The organism is Dactylosporangium sp. NPDC051485 (assembly GCF_040682015.1).
Lineage (GTDB): Bacteria > Actinomycetota > Actinomycetes > Mycobacteriales > Micromonosporaceae > Dactylosporangium.
This window is the reverse complement of sequence record NZ_JBFAZW010000002.1, coordinates 140,697-161,489: the sequence shown is the minus strand read 5'-3', so window position 1 is coordinate 161,489 and position 20,793 is coordinate 140,697. Positions and strand designations below refer to the sequence as shown.

The 20,793-nt window shown below is 72.3% G+C and carries 20 protein-coding genes and 1 riboswitch; of the genes, 10 read left to right on the top strand and 10 right to left on the bottom strand.

The window, feature by feature from the left end:
• Window positions 1–319 precede the first annotated feature (319 nt).
• Complete coding sequence (mptB, locus tag AB0M46_RS01745; protein WP_363332286.1) at window positions 320–1,690, top strand: polyprenol phosphomannose-dependent alpha 1,6 mannosyltransferase MptB; 1,371 nt, start codon at window positions 320–322, stop codon at window positions 1,688–1,690.
• A 236-nt stretch (window positions 1,691–1,926) separates the two neighbouring features.
• Here the strand turns inward: mptB and AB0M46_RS01740 are convergent, their stop codons facing one another.
• Window positions 1,927–2,460, bottom strand: a complete 534-nt coding sequence (locus AB0M46_RS01740; RefSeq protein ID WP_363332285.1) for a hypothetical protein — start codon at window positions 2,458–2,460, stop codon at window positions 1,927–1,929.
• Window positions 2,461–2,473: 13 nt separating this feature from the next.
• Window positions 2,474–4,324 carry a DNA primase gene (gene dnaG, locus AB0M46_RS01735; protein WP_363332283.1) on the bottom strand — a complete coding sequence of 617 codons (1,851 nt, stop codon included), beginning with the start codon at window positions 4,322–4,324 and terminating at the stop codon, window positions 2,474–2,476.
• Window positions 4,325–4,429: 105 nt separating this feature from the next.
• On the opposite strand from dnaG, the gene AB0M46_RS01730 reads away from it, so the two are divergent.
• From AB0M46_RS01730 to AB0M46_RS01715, 4 genes are all read left to right on the top strand, one after another.
• Complete coding sequence (locus tag AB0M46_RS01730; RefSeq protein WP_363332282.1) at window positions 4,430–5,263, top strand: ElyC/SanA/YdcF family protein; 834 nt, start codon at window positions 4,430–4,432, stop codon at window positions 5,261–5,263.
• Between the two features lie 204 nt (window positions 5,264–5,467).
• Window positions 5,468–6,523, top strand: coding sequence for a polyprenyl synthetase family protein (locus tag AB0M46_RS01725; protein WP_363332281.1), 1,056 nt, complete (start codon window positions 5,468–5,470; stop codon window positions 6,521–6,523).
• A 386-nt stretch (window positions 6,524–6,909) separates the two neighbouring features.
• Window positions 6,910–7,419, top strand: a complete 510-nt coding sequence (locus AB0M46_RS01720; RefSeq protein WP_363332280.1) for a SigE family RNA polymerase sigma factor — start codon at window positions 6,910–6,912, stop codon at window positions 7,417–7,419.
• Window positions 7,416–8,390, top strand: coding sequence for a hypothetical protein (locus tag AB0M46_RS01715; protein ID WP_363332278.1), 975 nt, complete (start codon window positions 7,416–7,418; stop codon window positions 8,388–8,390). The genes AB0M46_RS01720 and AB0M46_RS01715 overlap by 4 nt, the downstream gene beginning before the upstream one ends.
• A 3-nt stretch (window positions 8,391–8,393) precedes the next feature.
• On the opposite strand, the gene AB0M46_RS01710 is transcribed toward AB0M46_RS01715, so the two are convergent.
• The 4 genes from AB0M46_RS01710 to AB0M46_RS01695 form a co-directional block, all read right to left on the bottom strand.
• Window positions 8,394–9,086: a hypothetical protein gene (locus AB0M46_RS01710; protein WP_363332277.1), complete on the bottom strand. Its 693-nt coding sequence runs from the start codon at window positions 9,084–9,086 to the stop codon at window positions 8,394–8,396.
• A gap of 281 nt (window positions 9,087–9,367) precedes the next feature.
• A riboswitch (cyclic di-AMP (ydaO/yuaA leader) is annotated at window positions 9,368–9,507 on the bottom strand.
• A 48-nt stretch (window positions 9,508–9,555) separates the two neighbouring features.
• Complete coding sequence (locus AB0M46_RS01705) at window positions 9,556–10,227, bottom strand: GGDEF domain-containing protein (RefSeq protein WP_363332275.1); 672 nt, start codon at window positions 10,225–10,227, stop codon at window positions 9,556–9,558.
• A gap of 3 nt (window positions 10,228–10,230) precedes the next feature.
• Window positions 10,231–11,118, bottom strand: coding sequence for a PAS domain S-box protein (locus tag AB0M46_RS01700; protein ID WP_363332274.1), 888 nt, complete (start codon window positions 11,116–11,118; stop codon window positions 10,231–10,233).
• A gap of 77 nt (window positions 11,119–11,195) precedes the next feature.
• Entirely contained in the window at window positions 11,196–12,359 is a 1,164-nt protein-coding gene (locus tag AB0M46_RS01695) for an FAD-dependent monooxygenase (protein WP_363332273.1), read from the bottom strand.
• A gap of 66 nt (window positions 12,360–12,425) precedes the next feature.
• Between AB0M46_RS01695 and AB0M46_RS01690 the strand changes: the two genes are divergently transcribed.
• From AB0M46_RS01690 to AB0M46_RS01680, 3 genes are all read left to right on the top strand, one after another.
• Complete coding sequence (locus AB0M46_RS01690) at window positions 12,426–13,352, top strand: TetR/AcrR family transcriptional regulator C-terminal domain-containing protein (protein ID WP_363332272.1); 927 nt, start codon at window positions 12,426–12,428, stop codon at window positions 13,350–13,352.
• A gap of 3 nt (window positions 13,353–13,355) precedes the next feature.
• Entirely contained in the window at window positions 13,356–14,180 is an 825-nt protein-coding gene (locus AB0M46_RS01685) for an aldo/keto reductase (protein ID WP_363332271.1), read from the top strand.
• A gap of 126 nt (window positions 14,181–14,306) precedes the next feature.
• Window positions 14,307–14,966 carry a peroxiredoxin gene (locus AB0M46_RS01680; protein ID WP_363332270.1) on the top strand — a complete coding sequence of 220 codons (660 nt, stop codon included), beginning with the start codon at window positions 14,307–14,309 and terminating at the stop codon, window positions 14,964–14,966.
• Window positions 14,967–15,148: 182 nt separating this feature from the next.
• On the opposite strand, the gene AB0M46_RS01675 is transcribed toward AB0M46_RS01680, so the two are convergent.
• The 3 genes from AB0M46_RS01675 to AB0M46_RS01665 form a co-directional block, all read right to left on the bottom strand.
• Window positions 15,149–15,484 carry a helix-turn-helix domain-containing protein gene (locus AB0M46_RS01675; RefSeq protein WP_363332269.1) on the bottom strand — a complete coding sequence of 112 codons (336 nt, stop codon included), beginning with the start codon at window positions 15,482–15,484 and terminating at the stop codon, window positions 15,149–15,151.
• A gap of 1 nt (window position 15,485) precedes the next feature.
• Complete coding sequence (locus AB0M46_RS01670) at window positions 15,486–15,872, bottom strand: type II toxin-antitoxin system RelE/ParE family toxin (protein ID WP_363332330.1); 387 nt, start codon at window positions 15,870–15,872, stop codon at window positions 15,486–15,488.
• Between the two features lie 110 nt (window positions 15,873–15,982).
• On the bottom strand, window positions 15,983–16,267 hold the full coding sequence (locus AB0M46_RS01665) for a hypothetical protein (protein WP_363332268.1): 285 nt from the start codon (window positions 16,265–16,267) through the stop codon (window positions 15,983–15,985).
• Between the two features lie 186 nt (window positions 16,268–16,453).
• On the opposite strand from AB0M46_RS01665, the gene AB0M46_RS01660 reads away from it, so the two are divergent.
• Window positions 16,454–16,648: an antitoxin VbhA family protein gene (locus tag AB0M46_RS01660; RefSeq protein ID WP_363332267.1), complete on the top strand. Its 195-nt coding sequence runs from the start codon at window positions 16,454–16,456 to the stop codon at window positions 16,646–16,648.
• A gap of 82 nt (window positions 16,649–16,730) precedes the next feature.
• On the opposite strand, the gene dusB is transcribed toward AB0M46_RS01660, so the two are convergent.
• Window positions 16,731–17,843, bottom strand: coding sequence for a tRNA dihydrouridine synthase DusB (gene dusB, locus AB0M46_RS01655; protein WP_363332266.1), 1,113 nt, complete (start codon window positions 17,841–17,843; stop codon window positions 16,731–16,733).
• Between the two features lie 297 nt (window positions 17,844–18,140).
• Between dusB and ppdK the strand changes: the two genes are divergently transcribed.
• Window positions 18,141–20,792 (top strand): pyruvate, phosphate dikinase, encoded by a 2,652-nt coding sequence (gene ppdK / locus AB0M46_RS01650; protein ID WP_363332265.1) that lies wholly within the window; start codon window positions 18,141–18,143, stop codon window positions 20,790–20,792.
• Window position 20,793 lies beyond the last annotated feature (1 nt).

Sequence of the window (20,793 nt, the reverse complement as noted above, 5' to 3'; positions counted from 1 at the left end):
CCCTACTCAGGTCGCAGGCCCAGGCGCGCGCGACATGCGGCTACACCACCACACCGCCACCTGGCGGCTGGTTGCTGGGCCGTGTGCCGTGCGTTACACCCGTGTTGCGTCGAGACTTTAGGCCCGCCGCAGTCCCTGCGTCTAGAGCTTCTTTCGCTCGTTACCAAACTTTTGCTGAATCATACGGAAGTTCGGACGCATTGGAAAATATGCGAGTTTCCCCAGGTCAGACGGCGTATCGGAAGGTCATCCGACCTTTCTCAAACCATCCCAAACCGGGCCGGCGAAAGTTTTCCCGGCCGGCGCTTAGGATGCCGGGGTGCGACTCAACCCGCGCTGGCTCGGGCTGGCCGCCACCACGCTGCTGGCCCTCAGCGGCTTCCTGGCCGGCAAGCCGCTGCCACACGACGCGGCCTGGGTCACCGGCGTCGTCGTGTGGTTCGCCGGCCTCCTGCTGCTGGCCCGCGCCTGGTGGTCGCTGCGCGGGGTGAGCGCCCCGCGCGAGCTCCTCGTCACGGCGGCGATCTGGAGCGCACCGCTCCTGGTCGCGCCGCCGATGGGGGCGTTGGACGTGTACGCGTACGCCTGCCAGGGCCAGCTCTTCGACGCCGGGATCAACCTCTACGAGCACGGCCCGTCGGCGCTGCCCTGCACGTGGCTGTCCGAGGTACCGCCGCTGTGGCGCGACACGCCGACCCCCTACGGCCCGCTGTGGTTCGCCCTCTCCGGCGGCGTCGCCTGGCTCGCGCACGGTCACCTGATCCTGGCCGTCGGCCTGTTCCGCCTTCTCGCGATCATCGGGCTGGTGCTGTGCGTGGCCGCGGCCCACCGCCTGACCGACGGCAACGCGCTCCTCGCCGCGAGCCCGCTCGTGCTGATCCACGTGGTGTCGGGCGTCCACAACGACATCCTGCTGGCCGGCTTCCTGCTGACCGCCTTCGCCTTCACCACCCGCGGCCGCTCGGGCGCGGCCGGCGCCGCGGTCGGCCTGGCCGCCGCCGTCAAGATCACCGCGCTGGTCGCGGCCCCGTTCGCCATGCTGCTCGTGCTCTTCCGCCCCGGCGGCCCCTGCCGCCGGGCCCCGTTCGGCTTCACCGCGGCCCTGCTCGCCACCTACGCGGTCCTCGCCGCGGCGACCGGCCACGGCCTGGGTTTCCTGCGCGCGCTGGGCTCCACGGCCGAGCTCAAGCAGTGGCTGTCGATCCCGACCGGGGTGGGCATGGCCGCCGGGTACGTCCTGCGGGCCGCCGGCCGCCCCGCCGCCTTCGACACCGCGGTGGCCGTCGCCCGCGCGCTGGGCTTCGTGGTCCTGGCCGCACTCCTGCTGATCCTGTGGTGGCGCGCGGCGCGCACGGCCCGCCGGTCCCCGGGCGAGGCGCTCGACCCCGTGCTGACCGCCGCCGGCCTGGCCCTGCTGGCCACGGCGGTGCTCGGGCCGGTGTTCTACGCCTGGTACGCGCTGGCCGGCATCGCCCTGCTGGCCGGCACCCACCTGACGGGGCGGCTGCGGACGGGCGTGCACGTGGCGGTGGTCGGCCTGCCGTTCCTGACCCTGCCCGACAGCCTGGGCCTGGCCACGAAGACCAAGCTGCCGGGCGCCGTGCTGGACGTGGCCCTGGTCGTGACGCTGCTGGTACGCCTCGCCCGCCGCCAGACTCGCAGACGCCAGACGCCCGAACTGACTGATTAGCGAGCTTTCTTCGAAATGTCGGGCGCTGACGCGCCACGACATTTCGGATTTATACCCCGGCAGGGCATATATCCGATAAGTCGTGGCGCGCCAGCGCCCGACTTATCGGTTCGATCTTGGCCCGAGCCCGGACGGCCAGCTTGACCCGAGCCGGGGCGGCCGGCCTGACCCGAGCTAGGGCGGCCGGCCTGACCCAAGCTGGGACGGCTGGCCTGGCCCGAGCGGGGACTCGGTGGTTAGGACGTGGTGCCGAGGCCGGATCGGGCCCAGGCCACCAGCTCGCGGGTGTACTCCGGCACGCCCGAGGCCTCCGGGTCGACGCCCTCGTCGTACCGGACGGTCCAGCGCAGGCCGTTGACCCCGGGCACGCGCCGGCCCACGACCCGCACGCCGCCGCGGGTGCCCTCGATCGGATGGTGCGAGGTGTGCGCGATCGACTTGTTGACGCGGACCCGCACCTGCTCCGGCACGCGGTCGGGGTCGAGCAGGGTGAGGATCAGCGGCGCGAGGTCGGTCATCACGACGTACTCCTCACCGTCCATCGGCACCTCGCGCGCCGCGATCACGGCCAGCTGACGGCCCGACCACGTCGCCTTGTGGATCTCGTGCCAGCCCAGGCGCTCGCCGGCCTCCGGTAGCCACAGCCCGTGGTTGGTGGCCACGACGACGTTGTCCCCGGTCGCCACGGCCCACGCCACCACGCGCTCGTCCGGCCCCAACTGGGGCCGCTTGCCGGCCGGCAACCGCCGCCGCTTCAGAATGCCGAACATCCGGACCAGTCTTTCACCATCGGCTCGCCCCTCGGTCGCGCAGGGCCCGGGCGTGCTGCTCGAGGGAGACCAGCTCGCTGAACAGGCGCAGGTGCTCGTCGGCGTTGGAGACCGGGTTGATCCGCTGCAGCTTGGACTTCAGCTCGGCGATCGCGCGGTTCAGGGCCATGAGCTGCAGGCGGTTGATGGTGACCTCGACGTAGCGCGGATCCGGCTCCCCGTCCAGGCGCAACGGCTCGACCGCGAGCTCGGCCACCAGCGCCGCGGCGGCCAGGTCCGTGCACGACTCGCGCACGCGCTCGATCCACACCGCCCCGCCGGCCGCGCTGGACGCCCCACCGGCCTCCGCCACCGCCGAGCGCAGGGACAAATACATCGGGTGGGTGTACATCTCGGGGCCGACCGCATCGAACATCGGCCCGGCGAGCGCCGGTTGCTGCAGCGCGAGCTTCAGCGCCTCCCGCTCGACGAGGGCCTCGGCGCTGTCGGGGGCCAGCGCCCGCCGCTGCGGCTGGGCCGGGACCGGGTCGGCCACGCCCTTGGCCGCCGAGGCCACCGAACGCTGCACGGTCTCCAGCTCCATGCCGAGGTCGCCGGCGAGCTTGCGGGCGTACTCCGGCCGAAGGGTCCGATCCTTGATCTTGGCGACCAGCGGCGCGGTGGCCCGCAGGGCGCCGACCCGGCCCTCGGCGGTGTCGAGGTCGAAACGCTGGATCACTGAGCGCAGCGCGAAGTCGAGCAGCGGCTGACGGTCGGCCACCAGGTCCCGCACCGCGGCGTCGCCCTTGGCCAGGCGCAGCTCGCACGGGTCCATGTTGTCCGGGCCGACCGCGATGAACGTCTGGGCCACGAAGCGCTGGTCGTCCTCGAACGCGCGCAGCGCCGCCTTCTGCCCGGCCGCGTCGCCGTCGAACGTGAAGATGATCTCGCCGCCGTAGCCGTCGGCGTCCATCAGCAGGCGGCGCAGCACTGAGATGTGGTCGCCGCCGAAGGCCGTGCCACAGGTGGCCACGGCGACCGGCACGCCGGCCAGGTGGCAGGCCATCACGTCGGTGTAGCCCTCGACGATGACCACCCGGCTCTGCTTGGCGATCTCGCGCTTGGCCTGGTCGATGCCGTAGAGCACGTGCGACTTCTTGTACAGCGGGGTCTCCGGCGTGTTGAGGTACTTCGGGCCGTCGTCGTCGTCGAACAGCTTGCGCGCGCCGAAGCCGATCACGTCGCCCGAGATGTCCTTGATCGGCCACACCAGGCGACGGCGGAACCGGTCGATGAGCCCGCCGGAGCGGCCCTCGCGGCAGAGGCCGGCGCTGGTCAGCTCCTGCGCGGAGTACCCCTTCTGGCGCAGGTGCTTGCTGAGGTGGTCCCAGCCGTCGGGGGCGAAGCCGCACCCGTAGCGCTCGGCCGCCTCCCTGCTGAAGCCGCGCTGGGCGAGGAACTCCCGGGCCGGCCGGGCGCCGGGGGTGCCCAGCTGCTCGGCGTAGAAGCGGGCCGCCTCCGCGTGCGCGGCGATCAGGCGCTGCTTCTGGCCGCTGGGGCGGATCGGGGCGCTGCCTGCCTCGACGTACCGCAGCTGCAGGCCCGCCCGCGCGGCCAGCCGCTCGACGGACTCCACGAAGCTCAGGTGGTCGTGGTCCATGAGGAACTTGATCGCGTCGCCGCCGGCGCCGCAGCCGTGGCAGAAGTACACGTTGCGGGCGGGTGAGACGTTGAACGAGGCGGTCTTCTCGTCGTGGAACGGGCACAGGCCCTTGAGGTTGCCGCCACCCGCCGAGCGCAGGGTCACGTGCTCGGAGATCACGTCCTCGATCGACGTGCGCTCGCGGACCAGGGCGATGTCCTCGTCCTTGATCTTGCCGGCCAACCGCCACCTCCCACCGGTCCGACGTCATACATCCTGCCTCGCGGCACCGACAATCTACGACTCGCGGGGCGGCGGGGCCTTGCCGGGCCGTGGCATGCTGCGCGCATGACTCCCCCGCCGTCGCCGCTGACCGATGAGCCGTCGCCGCCGGCGGACGAGCCGTCGCCGCCGGCGGGGGACACTGCGGCGCCGGCCAGGCTTGCGTGGTACCGCCGGAAATGGGTGGTGATCGCCACGCTCGGGCTCTCCCGGCGGCTGCCCGACGACCGGCGGCGCCGGCGGAAGGTGCTGCGGCGGCTCGTCGTCGCCGCCGTGATCGCGCTGGCCGTAACGCTCGCCCCGACCGTGTGGCTGCGCGCCTCGGCGGCCGGCCGGCTCGTGTCCGCCGACCGTGCGCCCGCCGCCGACGTCGCGATCGTCTTCGGCGCGCAGCTGGAGAACGGCGGCAAGGACCCGATGTCGTTCCTGCGCAACCGGCTCGACACGGCGGCCGCCCTGGTCGCCTCGGGCAAGGTCAAGGCGCTGCTGATCTCCGGCGACGCCCACGGCGGATCGGGCAACGAGGTCAAGGCGATGAGCGCGTACCTCGCCCAGCGCGGCGTCGACCCATCCCGGCTCGTGCTGGACCCGTATGGCCTGGACACGTACGACACCTGCCGCCGGGCCCACGACGTCTACGGCGTCAGCCGGGCGCTGCTGGTGAGCCAGGACGTGCACCTGTACCGCGCCGTCACCCTCTGCCGCGGGCTGGGCGTCGACGCGTGGGGCGTCCCGTCCGGATGTCATGGCTGCCAGCAGGTGACGATCTGGTACAACACGGCCAGGGACGTCGGGGCCGCCTGGAAGGCCGCCTGGGACGCGATCCGGCACCGGCCGCCCGCCGTCCAGTCGCCCCCGGACCCGGCGGTCGAGCGGGTGGTGGCCGCGCACACCGCGTAACGCAACGGGCACGGCCGCCGGGACGACACGCGGATTTTCGCGCGACACGCGCCGGACGGGCGACAGCCGATTTCGCCACACGGCCCGGCCCTCCCGGTTTCCGCCGTACGCGCCCGGCCTCCCCGGCATACTTGACCCCGGTCTCGACACGGCGACGCGAGGGTGGTGCAGCCCGGTGAGGGCGAGGATCGGACGGCTCGGCTGATGGTCATCGTGCTGCGCACCACGGACGACGTGCTGCGCTGGGCCGGCCGGATGGTCGACCCGCCGCTGCGCGCGGCCATCGGGCGGCTCCCGGAGCCGTCCCGCGAGGTCGGCGAGCTGCAGCTGGGACACCCCGCCAGGGGCAACGCCCCGGCCGCATGGCTGCGCAGCGCGCTCACCCTGGCCTGCGCGGCCGCGGTCGGCGGCGACCCGCACGACGCGGTGCCCGCCGCCGTCGCGGTCGAGCTCATGCACCACTGGTCGGCGATCCGCCGCGACCTCGTCGACGGCCGGGCCGACGGCGCCGCCTGGAGCGTGGTCGGCAGCCAGCCGGCGGCGCTGGGAGGCGAGGCGCTGCTCGCGCTCGCCTTCGACGTGGTGGCCACCGGCGACCCGACCCACACCGCCCCCGGCCGCCCCCGCCAGCGCACCGGCGCGCCGGGCCCGGACCGGGCGATGATGCGCGTGCTGGGCGACACCGTCCAGGAGCTCCTGCACGGCCAGCACGCCTGCCTGGCGCTGCGCGAGACCCGCCCCGACCCGGCCGAGGAGCGCACCGACCTGCTGCGCGACGTCCTGGCCATGGTCGAGCAGCGCACCGGCGCCCTCTTCGGCTGCGCCTGCGCCCTGGGCGCGGTGGCCGGCGGCGGGGACCCGGACCAGGTCGAGCGCCTGCGGCTCTTCGGCGTGCGCCTGGGCCTGGCCGTGCAGTTCGCCGAGGACCTCCTGGGCATCTGGGGCGAGCACGCCGGCCCGGGCCGCCCCGCCTACGCCGACCTGCGCCGCCGGCGGCACTCCCTGCCGGTCGCGGCCGCCCTGGCCGCCGGGGCGGACGAGCTGGCCGGCCTCTTCGACGGCCGCGGCCGCCTGAGCGACGCCGACGCGGAGCGGGCGGCCAAGACGATCGAGCAGTCCGGCGCCCGCGACTGGTGCCGGCGCCAGGCCGAGGAGCTGCTGTCGCAGGCCCTGCTGGCGCTCGACCTCGCCTCGCCCGCTCCGGCCGCCGTCGCCGAGCTGGTCGCCCTGGCCCGCCGCGCCGCCGCCGCGCCGAACTGAGGACACCGGCACGACGCGCTCCTGCTCGGCCCGGCCCTGGACGCTGCTGACGCGCAGCTCGGCGGCCGTTGGCCCGGCCGGGTCACTGTCCATCTCGACGCCGGCTACGACTGGGCAACCCGGGACCTGCTCGCCGGACGCGGCTGGCGCGGACGGATCGCCCGGCGCGGGAAACCCGCCCCGATCCAGACCGGCTGGCGCTGGGTCGTGGAAGCCAGCCACGCGTGGATGAACGAGTTCGGCGAACTCCGCCGCCGTACCGACCGCCGCGCCTTCATCATCGGGTTCTACCACGACCTCGCAGCTGCGTTCGTCACCGCCTGTCACCTCGCACCGAACCGTTTTCCGGCCCGGCGACGCCATAGAAGTGACGCGGGGAGGGAAACATGGCGGACGCCGTCGAAGAAGAGTTCCACGAGTTCGTCCGGACAAGGCTGCCCGGCCTGCGCCGCGCCGCCTATCTGCTGTGCGGCGACTGGACCCGGGGCGACGACATCGTCCAGCGCGCGCTCACCGATGCGTACGTGCGCTGGCGGCGCATCCGGCGGGCCGACAACGTCGACGCGTACGTGCGCACGATCCTGGTGCACCGCTTCGTCGACGAGCAGCGGCGCGGGTGGGCCCGGGTGCGGCTGCTGGACCGGCTGCCCGACGGGCCGGCCGAGGACGCCGCGCTGCAGGGGCTGCCGGCCGGGCTCGACCTGCGCGACGCCCTCGCCGAACTGCCGCCGCGCCAGCGGGCCGTGCTCGTCCTGCGGTTCTTCTACGACATGTCGGTCGACCAGACCGCGGAGGCGCTGCGCTGCGCGCCCGGCACCGTCAAGAGCCAGACCGCGGCCGCCCTGAGCGCCATGCGCAGGCGGTTGGCGCCGATCGACACGGGGAGTACACGATGAATGACCTCGACGAGGGGGCCGTGCGGGGCCTCATGCACGCCGGCGGCGAGGCGCCGCGGTCGCGGGTCGACCTGGCCCGGGTGGTCGCCGACGGGCGGCGGCGCAAGGCCCGGCGCGCGCTGGCGACCGGGCTGGCCGCCGCGGTCGTCGTGCTCGGGCTCACCGGGGCGGCGGCGGTCGCGCTGCGGCCCGCCCAGCCCGGCGCCGGGCCGGCCGCGGGGACATCGGGGTCGGCCTCGGCGAGCCCGGCGCAGACCCCGCGGACCCGGCGCTTCGCGGGCGGCTTCGACGAGGTGCTGGTCCTGCGCATCGCGCCCGGCTGGCTGCCGGCCGGGGTGCGCGAGCGGACCGACCGGACCATGTGGGCGGCCATGCAGTCGCTCAGCTACACCGACGGCCGCGACAAGGGAGGCGCCACCGAGTTCAGCATCACGCTGTACGCGCCCGGGCACCTCCCCCGCTGGCTCGACCCGGCCACCGCCGCGCGGCCCGGCGCGGGGCTCGCGGTCACCACCAGCCCCGCGCCCGCGCTCGGGGCCGGGGACGCGCGGTGGTACACCGTGGCCGCCGACCCGCACACCACCGGGCTGCTCTGGCAGTGGGCGCCCGGCGCGTGGGCCACCGTCGAGGGCAAGGCGCCCGGCCCGCCGGGCGAGAACCGGGCCATGTGGCGGCACATCGCCGAGCGGCTCGGCACCGACGGGCGCCGGGCCGTACCGGTCGGGTTGACGGTCGTCACGGCTGCGCCGGTGGCCCTCGTCGGCATGGACCGCGGCACCGACCCGGTGACCGGCGGGCCGCAGACGACGCTCGTGCTGGCCGACCACGCCTACGTGCCGCCGCCCAGCCGCGACGGCCCCGGCTACCGCGTCACGCTGCGGCCCGACGGGCAGGTCGACCAGGGCGGCCTCGACGCGCGGGTCGTGGCGATCGCGCGCGTGGAGGACTGGACGACCGACCCGGTCCCCTGACGCTCAGACGATGGCGGCGACCACCTGGGCGGCCCGGTCGGCGTGCTTCTGGTACGCCCCCGGGTACGCCGAGCGCTGCACCGCCTGCGCCGCCCGGGTGACGCTCATGCCCTGCCACCCCGACACGCGCGCCAGGGCGTTGTAGAACAGCATCGCCGAGTGGGCGGGGTTCATGAGCTCGGCCACGGTCCCCCAGCCCTGGCTCGTGCGCTGCTGGAACAGCCCGACCGAGTCGTGGTCCTGGGACACGCGGTCGTGCGGCAGCCGCAGCGATGCCGGCACCGCCGGGCTGGCCACGTTGTAGAGGTCGCTCTCCTGCATCGCGGTGGCGATCGCCACGACCAGCGCCTTGTCCGGCATGCCCTGGGCCCGGCCCTGGCGCACGATGACCACGGCGTTGTTCATCTGGGTCTGGTCGAGCCCGGCCACCGGGCGCGGCGGCCGGGGCGCGGGTGGCGGCACCGGGGCGGTCGGCTTCGGCGCCGGGGCCTGGACCTGGGCCTGGACCAGGGCGGCGGTGCCGAAGTCGGCCTGCGGCCGGATGTAGGAGATGTAAGAGATGTCGTAGGAGACGTCGTAGGCGTGGGCCGGCGGGGCGGCGGCCTCGGCAGCCACGGGCGCGGCCGGGGTGCCGGTCGAGCCGGTGGCCAGCAGGGCGGCGGAAATCGCCGCGACGGACGCGGCGCCGGTCTTCACGACGAGGCCGGACCGGCGATGTCTGGGACGAAACTGACGCGACAAAGGTTTCAAGAAAAGATTCCTCACGGACGCGGTGAAAAAACGGACGCTGCGCAAACGAACCGCGGCAAAAATGGGCGCGGCGAATCGCACGCCGGAAATGGGCGCGCGGGATCGGCGCGATTCCGTTGAGTACAAGGGATCGCGCGAGCGAATTCAGCGTGAAAGCGCAGCCAGGATCAGTTCCTGGCGCTCACCTGTCCGGGAGGGAACGAGGCATCGAGGTAGACCACGTGCAGAACTCCTTCCGATGCCGCCTACCGGGTTAGCTGACGGGTTCGGACGGGAGGATTCGCCCTACCGCGACTCGATCGCGGATACACCCCAAAACTGCGGTGGGTCCCCGGCCCGCAAAATTGCGGCTCGACGGCGACTGCCCGGTGGCACCAATTCGGCGCCCGTCGACCAAGCAGACCACCCGACCTTACTAAGCGGTTTCGGCCTCGGCCAACCGCAGCAACGGGATCCCACCCGGTGCACCCGTTCGCTCACCGATTGCCGTCACACGATTGGTCATCCGTTCGGATGACCCATTCGCGTGACGATGGCGCTTCACCTGGTACATCGCCTTGTCGGCAATGCGCAGCGCCGTGCCCGGATCCTCGACCGTATCGTCGATCACGGCCACGCCGACGCTGATCCGCACCCGCATCGCGCGGCCCTCGTGGGTCACCGGCGCGCAGACGGCCCGCTCCACCCGCTCGACCAGGGCGGCCCGCGCGAGGTCGTCGCCGACGTTCTCGATGAGCACCACGAACTCGTCGCCGCCGAGGCGCGCCACGGTGTCCCCCGGACGGACCAGCCCGGCCAGCCGTTCGGCCACCGCGACCAGGACCGCGTCGCCGGCGTCGTGCCCGAGCGTGTCGTTGACCACCTTGAAGTCGTCGAGGTCACAGAAGAGCAGCGCGCTGCGCCCCTGACCGGCCCGGGCCCGGCGGATCGCCGCGGCGAGCGGTGCGGCAAGCGCGTCGCGGTTGGCCACGCCGGTGAGCGGGTCGCAGGAGGCCCGGCGGACCAGGTCGGCCTCGTTGGCCTTGCGCTCGGTAATGTCCTGGACCTGCATGATGCCGAAGGACGGCGGCCCGGCCACCACCGACATGGTCTACGACACCCAGATCACCGCGCCGTCGCCGCGCACGCAGCGCACCTCGTAGTCGCGCACCGGCCCGCCCTTGCGGGTCAGGGTGCTGGCGGCGGCCAGCCGGGCCCGGTCGAGGTCGTCGGGGTGCAGCAGGTCGGCCACGCGCATCCCGACCAGCTCGGCGGGGTCGCGGCCGAGCAGCTCGCACAGGGCGGGGTTGACCCGGGTCAGCCGGGCCGGGGCCATCTCCTCCAGCCCGATCATGGCCATGCCGCTGCCGGCGCCGTCGAACGCCAGCCGGAAGGCCTCCTCACTGGCCGCGAGGTGCTGCCGCTCCCGCTGCAGCGCCTCGACCAGGTTGGCGTTGTCGATCGCGATGCCGGCCTGGGCGGCGAGCATCTCCAGCAGCTCGCGCTGGAAGGGCCCGGGGCGGCGCCCGTCGGCGGGCAGGTCGACGCCGAGGATGCCCACGATCTCGCCGCTGGTGGCCAGCAGCGGGGCGAAGAGGGCGTCGAGGGGGTGCCAGCGCTCGTCCTCGGGCACGCCGTCGGCGCCGGGCACCTCGTCGGGGATCCACGAGTGGATCTGGTCGCTGTAGCGCTCGTGCGGCAGGTACCGCAGCTGCCCCCACCACTCGGCCCGCTCCAGGTAGGAGTCGAGCTCGGCGGCCGGGTAGCGGGCGCCGAGCAGGGTGGCCCGGGCCTCGTCCGAGCCGGCCAGCGCCACCGCCTCGTAGACGCCGTCGGGGTGCAGGTAGTTGACCACGGCCACGCCGAAGCCGACGCCGTCGACCACCGCGTCCACGATGAGCTGCAGGGTCTCGGCCAGGGTCACGCCGGTGTTGATGCGGCCGGTGATGCGGTGCACAGCACGGATCGCGGCCATTGCCGTGTCCCGATCCGACTCCATGGCCCGTCTACCCCGCTCCGGCTGACCCTGCACCCCTACATCGACGCATCGGACCGGATCTGTAGTGAACCCTCGCGTCACCCCGGCAGGGCCAGGGCACCGGCCGCGCGCTTGGCCTCCTTCATCATCGCCGCCACGATGAGGTCACGCCAGGGCATGTACGGCAGCATCCGGATGCTCAGCGCCTGCAGCCGCGCGGCCCGCTCGGTCTTCGGCGCGAACCCGCGGGCCGGGCGCAGCGCGGCGCGCTGGTTGACCTCGACGAATCCGCGCATCGCGCGGTCGTAGGAGGACAGGTCCGAGCCGTCGGCGATCACCCGGGCCAGCAGGTAGGCGCCGGTCAGCGCCATCCCGGTGCCCTGGCCGGTCAGCGAGGACGGCGCGTAGGCGGCGTCGCCGACGAGCGCGACCCGCCCGGCGGTCCAGCCGTCCATGCGGATCTGGGCGTTGGGCGCCACGTAGAGGTCGGCGGCGGTCCGCATCAGCTCCAGCAGGCGTGGCACGACCCAGCCGCCGCCGTCGAAGGCCGCCTCGATCGCGCGCAGCCGCTGCGCGGTGTCGCGCGGGGGGACCGGGCCGCCGTACAGCAGCGTCACCTTCACCTCGTGGGAGCCCCGGTCCGTCTTCACGCTCACCACCCGCCCCGGCGCCGAGTGCACCAGCTGCCAGCGCTCGATGCCCAGCTCGTTCGGGGCGGTGAAGATCGCCGCGTTGCTGCCGAGGTGGTGGAGGTACGACTCCAGGGGCCCGAACGCCAGGGAACGCACCCGCGAGAAGATGCCGTCCGCGCCCACCACGAAGTCGAAGTCGTCCGCCCCGCCGCGCTCGAACTCCACCGCCACCCCGTCCGGGCGGGGCCGCAGCGCGGTGACGGTGTCGCCGAAGCGCCACTCGACGCCGGGCGGGACCGCGTCGTGCAGCAGCCGGCTGAGGTCGCCCTTCATGATCTCGATGTCGGCGGGGTCGAGCACACCGAATCCGAGCGGCAGCGTGGCGATCCGCCGCCCGGAACGGTCCACGAAGCTGGTTCCGATGGTGTCGGTACCGCGCCGGCGCGCCTCCTCCGCGATGCCCATGCGTTCGGCCACCTCCAGGGCCACGCCCCGGATGTCGACCGCATAGCCCCCGTCGCGGACGCAGGACGCCCGCTCGACCACCACGACCTCGCACCCGGCCCGGCGCAGCCAGTAGGCCAGGGCGTTGCCGGCGATGCTCGCGCCGCTGATCAGAACTCGCGTCATGCGTACACCGTACGAACACCTCCCGGCGCGCGTAACGACGCCGGCTCGGCGGTAGGGTGTGCACTAGTGCACGCCTACCAGCGGATCGTGACGCAGATCCGGGCCCGCATCGCCGCCGGCGAGCTGCGCCCGGGCGAGCGTGTGCCCTCCACCCGCGAGCTCATGCGCGACTGGGGCGTGGCGATGGCGACGGCCACCAAGGCGCTGGCCACGCTGCGCCAGGAGGGGCTGGTCGAGCCGCGCCCGGGCGTCGGCACCGTGGTCGCCCGCCGCCCCCGCGCCCGCCCCGGCGCGCCGTCCGAGGGCCCGACGCCACTGGAGCGCGCCGTTGGCACCGCGGTCGGGCTGGCCGACGCCGACGGGCTGGCCGCCCTGTCCATGCGCCGCCTCGCCGCGGCGCTGGGGATGCCGACCATGACGCTGTACCGCCACGTCGCCGGCAAGGAGGAACTGCTCCTGCTGATGACCGACGCGGTCTTCGGCGAGGCCCCGCTGCCGCCCCCGTCCGGCGACTGGCGGGCCCGGCTGGCCACCTCGGCCCGCCTGCAGTGGGGCGTCTACCGGCGCCATCCGTGGGCGGCCGAGGTCATGTCCTTCACGCGCCCGCCGCTGGCGGCCAACGCGATGGCCCACACCGAGTGGAACCTGGCCGCGCTGGAGGCGGCGGGCCTGCCCCTGCCGACGGCCATGCACGCCACGATGATGCTGGCCGGCCACGTCCGCGGCACCGCGATCAACCTCGAGTGGGAGGCCAACGCCGAGCAGGACACCGGCGTGGACAACGTGGAGTGGTTCACCGCGCAGGAGGCCCGCTTCGCCCGCATCATGGCCGGCGGGCGCTTCCCGGCGTTCCTCCGCCTGGCCGCCCTGGGCCCGGACGCGGTCGACTTCGAGCTCGACGCGCTCTTCGAGTTCGGCCTGGCCCGCCTTCTGGACGGCCTGAGCGTGCTGCTCACGCCCTTTGGACGGCCTGAGCGTGCTGCCTACGGTTGAGCGATGAGCACAGTCAAGCTGAACACCGGCCCGGAGATGCCCCTCGTCGGCTACGGCACGTACCCGCTCAAGGGGCGCCGGGCCACGGACGCGATCCTCGCCGCCATCGCCGCCGGCTACCGCCTGCTCGACACCGCCGCCTCCTACGAGAACGAGGACGCGGTCGGCGCCGCCGTGCGCGAGTCGGGCCTGCCCCGCGCCGAGCTGTTCGTCACCACCAAGCTGCGCGGCCGCGACCAGGGCCGGGACACCACCCGGGCGGCGCTGGAGGCGTCCCTGGAGCGGCTCGGCCTCGACTACGTCGACCTCTACCTGATCCACTGGCCCCTGCCGGCCGTCGGGAAATACATCGAGTCGTACGCCGTCATGGCCGACCTGCACCGCGAAGGCCTCATCCGCTCGCTGGGCGTCTCCAACTTCCTGCCCGAGCACATCGAGGCCGTCACCGCCGCGACCGGCCTGCGCCCGGCGGTCGACCAGCTGCAGGTCTCCCCGTCGCACTCGCGCCCCGAGCTGGTCGCCGCCGTCCAGGAGGGCGGCACGGTCGTGCAGGCGTGGAGCCCGCTGGAGCGCAACACCGGCGTGCTGGACGCCCCCGCCGTCACCGCGATCGCCGACCGGCTCGGCGTGACCGGCGCCCAGGTGGTCCTGCGCTGGCTCCTGCAGCGGGACGTCGCGGTGGTACCGCACTCCGGCGACCCGACCCGCCAGCGCACCAACGCCGACCTGTTCGGCTTCTCCCTCACCGCCGAGGACATGGCCGCCGTCTCCGCCCTGGACAAGGGCGTCCCGGTCAAGCAGGACCCAGCCGTCTGGGAAGAGTTCTAATCGCCGCCGGGCGGCGGATACGAGGGGCTGGGCACATTTTCTGGGCCGAAGAGCGCTGAGGGAACCTCGGCTGCGTAAGTTCATCTCCGACAGCAGACAAGCGCGAACGAAATGGAGCAGCAGACGATGAGCCTCACGATCGGTGACACCGCCCCCGACTTCGTGGCCGCCACCACTGACGGCCCGGTCAACTTCCACGAGTGGATCGGCGACTCCTGGGCGGTGCTGTTCTCGCACCCGAAGGACTACACCCCGATCTGCACGACCGAGCTGGGCTACATGGCGGCGATCAAGCCCGAGTTCGACCGGCGCGGCGTCAAGATCATGGCGCTGTCGGTCGACCCGGTCGAGAAGCACGCCGGCTGGGCCGCCGACATCGAGGAGACCCAGGGCCACGCCCCGAACTACCCGATGATCGGCGACGCCGACTTCGCCGTGTCCAAGGCCTACGGCATGCTGGGCGCCGACGTGAGCGGCGACCCGTCCGACCGCACGGCCGCCGACAACCAGACGGTCCGCGGCGTGTTCGTGATCGGCCCGGACAAGAAGATCAAGCTGATCCTGCTCTACCCGATGACCACTGGCCGCAACTTCGACGAGATCCTGCGGGTCATCGACGCGCTGCAGCTGACCGCCAAGCACAAGGTGGCCACCCCGGTCAACTGGCGCCCGGGCGACGATGTCGTGATCGCGGGCTCCGTCTCCAACGACCAGGCGCGCGAGATCTTCGGTGTCTGGAAGGAGCCGAAGCCGTACATCCGGATCGTCCCCCAGCCGGGTCAGTAATCCGGATCAGAAACAACGAACAAGGCCGGAGGTGCCCGTCGGGGGGCGGGCACCTCCGGCCTCGTCGTGCACAGGCCGGCCGGTGACCACCACCACGACGCGGCGGCGCTCAGCCCGGCTCCGGGGCATCCCGCCCACGCCGAACCGGGCATGCCACCTCATCCCGGCAGCGGAGGGCCCATTTATGTCAGGCGGTATTCGCGGTCACCGAAATCGGCCACGACACGAAGATTGCCGCCGAGTGCGCGGACATAGGCGCGGAGGGTCGCCAGCGTGACCGTGTCCAGCTCTCCACGCTCGATTGCGGAGACCCGCGGCTGTTTGACACCCAAAGCCTGAGCAACTTCTTCCTGAGTCCGGTCCTGTTCGGCGCGAACCTGGGCAAGATGCCAGGCGCGGATGTGGTCTTCGGTGGTCTGTCGCGCCTGGGCCATGTCCTCGCTGGTGAGGTCGAGCTCGCCCAGCAACTCGTCAGCGCTTTCGTAAGCGCTCCACCCGGCGACGGACTTCTTCGTCATGTCACTCACCCACTTCGTTCAACGCGGCCAAATACTCGGCGTACCGCGCTTCGGCGAGCGGAATTGCCACCTCATACCAGCGTTGCCAGTTGCCTGCCTTGTCCCCTGCGACGAGGAGGACCATCTGTCGTTCCGGGTCAAAGAGGAACAAGATCCGAACTTCGGTCGCACCGGTACTTGCCGGTCGAAGTTCTTTGAGGTTGTGGAGGTTGCTGCCCTTGATCCGATCGACAAGCGGGCGCCCCTCATCGGGACCGCGTCCCTGAATGACGTGCTGGATCGCCTGTCCGACGAGTGCGGCTGTCGCCCGGTCGGACTTGCGGACTTGATGCAACCAGTCGCGGACCTCAGGATGCACCACCAACAGCCAACGTGGCGAGCATAACATATTCATTATGTCGCGCCGAAGTGCCTATCAATAGCGCCACGCAGGCTGCGGACGGTCAGCCGCCGGAGCCGTCGAGTTCGGCGTCCTCCGAAGCCTCGTCCGTGTCACGGTCAGCCAGCCAGCCAGCCCTCCGGGAGGACGACCCGGCCCAAGGTGCCCGTGCGGCCCCTTGACTGGCCCAGGATCTCGCGCGGGAACGGGGCCGTGGCGTCCAACTGGGGCCAGTAGCGCCGACAGCCCGGCCAGCGACGACGCCATGGCCGGCGCCCGGCGTGGCCCGCCGGGAAGCCCGAAGTGACGATCTCCCGGAAGAACTTGCGCTTCCACGGCAGGGCCGAGCCGCCGCCGCGACGGGTGACCTTCGGCACCGAGCAGCCGAACTTTGGGCGTGGCAACCACGCAACGCAGTGGGACCCGTTTGGGACCCGTTTGTGTACGCATTCCGGCACACTGTCCGTACGCGCATGGAGACGCTATCGGTCTGAGAGACGCGTGAGCAGCTGTCAACCTTGCTGGACAGGTTCCGCGGTGGTGACCGGATGCCGATCGGCGTTGGGTCCCACCGAAAGACTGAGGCGGTCATGATTCCAGTCGAAGTTTGTGACGAACTGACGGCGGAGCGATCGAACTCCGTGGCCCAGGCGACCGCATCGCTCAGCGCCGAAGGGTTGGCGCCGAGCACCGACGCCGCGGCGATCACCGAACGCTGGGCGCGAGGCGAGATCAGCACGGCGCAGATGAGAGCGGCGATTCGGAAAATGCACGGCATCGTATGACCGATGATCGGGCGGTTGGTCAGATCTGAACGTGATCGAGCACCTTATGCGGGGGTTGGACCTCCCGGACTGACCACCGGGGTCAGCCGCCGCTGTCGTCGAGTTCGGCGCCCTCGGGGACCGTGTCCGTGTCGCGGTCGTCCAGCCAGCCCTCCGGCAGGACCACCCGGCCCGGGGTGCCCGTGCGGCCCCGCGGCTGGCCCAGGATCTCGCGCGGGAACGGGGCCGTCGCGTCGAGCTGGGCGAGCAGGTCGGCCAGCTCCGCCAGGGAAGACGCCATCGCCAGCGAACGGCGGAGGTCGCCGCCGGCCGGGAAGCCCTTCAGATACCAGGCCACGTGCTTGCGGAAGTCGGTCACGCCGTCGCGCTCGGTGCCGAGCCATTCGGTCAGCAGCTCCGCGTGGCGGTACATCAGCGCCGCCACCTCGCCCAATGACGGCAGGACGCGATCGTCGCGCCCGGCGAAGGCCGCTGCGAGGTCGGCGAAGAGCCACGGGCGGCCCAGGCAGCCCCGGCCGATCACCACGCCGTCGCAGCCGGTGGCCGACATCATGCGCAGGGCGTCCGCGGCCTCCCAGATGTCGCCGTTGCCCAGGACCGGGATGTCCAGGGTCTGCTTCAGCGCGGCGATCGCCGACCAGTCGGCTTCGCCCGAGTAGCGCTGGGCGGCGGTGCGGGCGTGCAGGGCGACCCACGCCACGCCGGCGTCCTGGGCCGTCAGGGCGGCGTCCAGGAACGTGCGGTGGTCGTCGTCGATGCCGATGCGCATCTTCACCGTGACCGGCAGGCCCTGTGCCGCCTCGACCGCGGACGTGACGATCTCCCGGAAGAGCTTGCGCTTCCACGGCAGGGCCGAGCCGCCGCCGCGGCGGGTGACCTTCGGCACCGAGCAGCCGAAGTTCATGTCGATGTGGTCGGCCAGGTCCTCGGCCACCACCATCTCGACGGCCTTGCGGATGGTGGCGGGGTCCACGCCGTACAGCTGCAGGCTCCTGGGACGCTCCCCCTCGCCGAAGCGAATCATCGACATGGTCTTGGGATTGCGCTCGACCAGGGCGCGGGTAGTGATCATCTCGCACACGTAGAGGCCGGCGCCCTGTTCGCGGCACAGGCGGCGGAACGCCACGTTGGTGATGCCGGCCATGGGGGCCAGCACCACGGGAGGGTCGACAACGTGGGGTCCGAGCTGCAGCACGCCTTCGAGGATCGCACGACCCGCCGCGACCACCCAAACGAAGCCATTGCTTGAAACTGCTCGTAAAAGGCATTGAAATTCCAGCTTCTTTCAAATGGCCAAAACGAGATAGAGAGCGCTCTCCTGCGCGTTTCTGCTCGTGGTACCGCTCCCAGTAGCATTGGAAATCGAAAGTCATGCCATTTCTTGTGCGACTCGTCACCCGCCATGGCGAGGAACCGGAAAGACGACTTACGGTGTGCCGCACACCCCACCTAACGAGGACTCAGGCCGTGCCGCCGTGGGTATGGAGGCGTTGTGCAGAAGTTCGTGTTCGACTTCGAAGAGGGCAACCGAGACCTCAAGGACCTGCTGGGCGGCAAAGGCGCCAACCTCGCCGAGATGACCAACCTCGGACTGCCGGTCCCGCCCGGCTTCACCATCACCACGGACGCCTGCCGCGCGTACCTCGAGTCCGGCGAGATCCCGTGCGGCGACGAGATCAGCGCACACCTGGCGGCGCTGGAGGACAAGATGGGCCGCCGGCTGGGTGACGCCGCCGACCCGCTGCTCGTGTCGGTGCGCTCGGGGGCCAAGTTCTCCATGCCCGGGATGATGGAGACCGTCCTCAACGTCGGGCTGACCGACGCCAGCGTGGCCGGGCTGGCCGCGCAGGCCGGCGGCGACGAGCGCTTCGCGTGGGACTCCTACCGGCGCCTGATCCAGATGTTCGGCAAGACCGTCTGCGACGTGCCGGGCGAGGAGTTCGACCACGCCCTGGAGGACGCCAAGCACCGCGCCGGCACCCGCGAAGACGTGGGGCTCGCGGCCGAGCACCTCAAGGCGCTGGTCGAGGACTACAAGCGGATCTTCCGCGAGCACACCGGAAGGGACTTCCCCCAGCACCCGAGGGAGCAGCTCGACCTGGCCATCGGCGCGGTCTTCGGCTCCTGGAACGCCGACCGGGCCGTGCTCTACCGCCGCCAGGAGCGCATCCCGGCCGACCTCGGCACCGCGGTCAACGTGGTGGCGATGGTCTTCGGCAACCTGGGGGCCGACTCCGGCACCGGCGTGGCGTTCACCCGCGACCCGGCCACCGGCGAGCGCGGGGTGTACGGCGACTACCTCGCCAACGCCCAAGGCGAGGACGTGGTAGCCGGCATCCGCAACACCATGCCCCTGCAGGATCTCGAGGGCCGCGACAAGGCCAGCTACGACGAGCTGATGGCGATCATGACCAAGCTCGAGGAGCACTACAAGGATCTCTGCGACATCGAGTTCACCATCGAGCGCGGCAAGCTGTGGATGCTGCAGACCCGGGTCGGCAAGCGCACCGCGGCGGCGGCCTTCGTCATCGCCACCCACCTCGTCGACGAGGGGGTCATCGACCTCGACGAGGCCACCCAGCGGGTCACCGGCGCCCAGCTGGCCCAGCTGATGTTCCCCACCTTCGACCTCACCGACGAGCCGGCGCAGCTGACCCGCGGGGTCGGGGCCTCGCCGGGCGCGGCGGTGGGCAAGGCGGTCTTCGACGCCCAGCACGCGGTCGCCCTGGCCAAGGAGGGCGAGCAGGTCATCCTGGTGCGCCGGGAGACCAACCCGGACGACCTGCCCGGCATGATCGCCGCCCAGGGCATCCTGACCAGCCGGGGCGGCAAGACCTCGCACGCGGCCGTGGTCGCCCGCGGCATGGGCAAGACCTGCGTGTGCGGCGCCGACCAGCTCGACGTGAACCTCCACAAGGGACAGTTCACGGTGAACGGGCACGTGGTGTCCGAGGGCGACGTCATCTCCATCGACGGCACGACCGGGCGAGTGTACCTCGGCGAGGTGCCCGTCCAGCCCTCGCCCGTGGTCCAGTACTTCGAGGGCGCCCTCGACCCCCGGTCGGATGCGCTCGTCTCCGCGGTACACCGGATCCTCACGCACGCCGACGAGCGCCGCCGCCTGCGGGTGCGCACCAACGCCGACACCGGCGAGGACGCGGCCCGGGCGCGGCGCTTCGGGGCTCAGGGCGTCGGCCTGTGCCGCACCGAGCACATGTTCCTCGGCGAGCGCCGAGGCCTGGTCGAGCGGCTGATCCTGGCCCGCACCGCCGAGCAGCGCGACGCCGCCCTGGCCGAGCTGCTGCCCCTGCAGCGGGCCGACTTCACCGGCCTGTTCCGCGAGATGGCCGGCCTGCCGGTGACCGTGCGGCTCATCGACCCGCCGCTGCACGAGTTCCTGCCCCCGCTGGAGGACCTCGCGGTCAAGGTGGCCGTGGCCGAGGAGCGCGGCGAGGATCCGGGGCGGGACAAGGACCTGCTCGACGCGGTGCGCCGGATGCACGAGGAGAACCCGATGCTGGGCCTGCGCGGCGTGCGCCTGGGCCTGGTCATCCCCGGCCTCTTCGCGATGCAGGTGCGGGCCATCGTCGAGGCGGCCGCCAGCGTCGAGGACGCCCAGCCCGAGATCATGGTGCCGCTGGTCGGCGCCGTGCAGGAGCTGGAGACGATCCGGGCCGAGGCCGAGAAGATCATCAAGGAGTTCGCGGTCGACGTGAAGATCGGCACGATGATCGAGGTGCCGCGGGCCGCGCTCACCGCCGGTGACATCGCCCAGGCCGCCGACTTCTTCTCGTTCGGCACCAACGACCTGACCCAGATGGGCTGGGGGTTCTCGCGGGACGACGTCGAGGGGGCGTTCTTCTGGCGGTACCTCGAGCTCGGCATCTTCGGCGTCTCGCCGTTCGAGTCGATCGACCGCGACGGGGTCGGCCGGCTGGTCCGCATCGCGGTCGAGGAGGGCCGGGCGGCCCGGCCGGAGCTGCACTTCGGCGTCTGCGGCGAGCACGGCGGGGACCCCGACTCCGTGCATTTCTTCCACGAGGTGGGGCTGGACTACGTGTCCTGCTCGCCGTTCCGGGTGCCGGTCGCCCGCCTGGAGGCCGGGCGCGCCGCCATCGAGTCCACCGGGTCCGACTCCCGGTAAA

Coding starts and splice junctions, on each gene's coding strand:
- AB0M46_RS01730 (WP_363332282.1), top strand. CDS start 4,430: ATGACTCCCCCGCCGTCGCCGCTGACCGATGAGCCGTCGCCGCCGGCG.
- AB0M46_RS01670 (WP_363332330.1), bottom strand. CDS start 15,872: ATGTTATGCTCGCCACGTTGGCTGTTGGTGGTGCATCCTGAGGTCCGC.
- AB0M46_RS01660 (WP_363332267.1), top strand. CDS start 16,454: ATGATTCCAGTCGAAGTTTGTGACGAACTGACGGCGGAGCGATCGAAC.
- AB0M46_RS01695 (WP_363332273.1), bottom strand. CDS start 12,359: ATGACGCGAGTTCTGATCAGCGGCGCGAGCATCGCCGGCAACGCCCTG.
- AB0M46_RS01740 (WP_363332285.1), bottom strand. CDS start 2,460: ATGTTCGGCATTCTGAAGCGGCGGCGGTTGCCGGCCGGCAAGCGGCCC.
- AB0M46_RS01715 (WP_363332278.1), top strand. CDS start 7,416: ATGAATGACCTCGACGAGGGGGCCGTGCGGGGCCTCATGCACGCCGGC.
- AB0M46_RS01680 (WP_363332270.1), top strand. CDS start 14,307: ATGAGCCTCACGATCGGTGACACCGCCCCCGACTTCGTGGCCGCCACC.
- AB0M46_RS01685 (WP_363332271.1), top strand. CDS start 13,356: ATGAGCACAGTCAAGCTGAACACCGGCCCGGAGATGCCCCTCGTCGGC.
- AB0M46_RS01725 (WP_363332281.1), top strand. CDS start 5,468: ATGGTCATCGTGCTGCGCACCACGGACGACGTGCTGCGCTGGGCCGGC.
- AB0M46_RS01720 (WP_363332280.1), top strand. CDS start 6,910: ATGGCGGACGCCGTCGAAGAAGAGTTCCACGAGTTCGTCCGGACAAGG.
- AB0M46_RS01700 (WP_363332274.1), bottom strand. CDS start 11,118: ATGGAGTCGGATCGGGACACGGCAATGGCCGCGATCCGTGCTGTGCAC.
- AB0M46_RS01705 (WP_363332275.1), bottom strand. CDS start 10,227: ATGTCGGTGGTGGCCGGGCCGCCGTCCTTCGGCATCATGCAGGTCCAG.
- AB0M46_RS01675 (WP_363332269.1), bottom strand. CDS start 15,484: ATGACGAAGAAGTCCGTCGCCGGGTGGAGCGCTTACGAAAGCGCTGAC.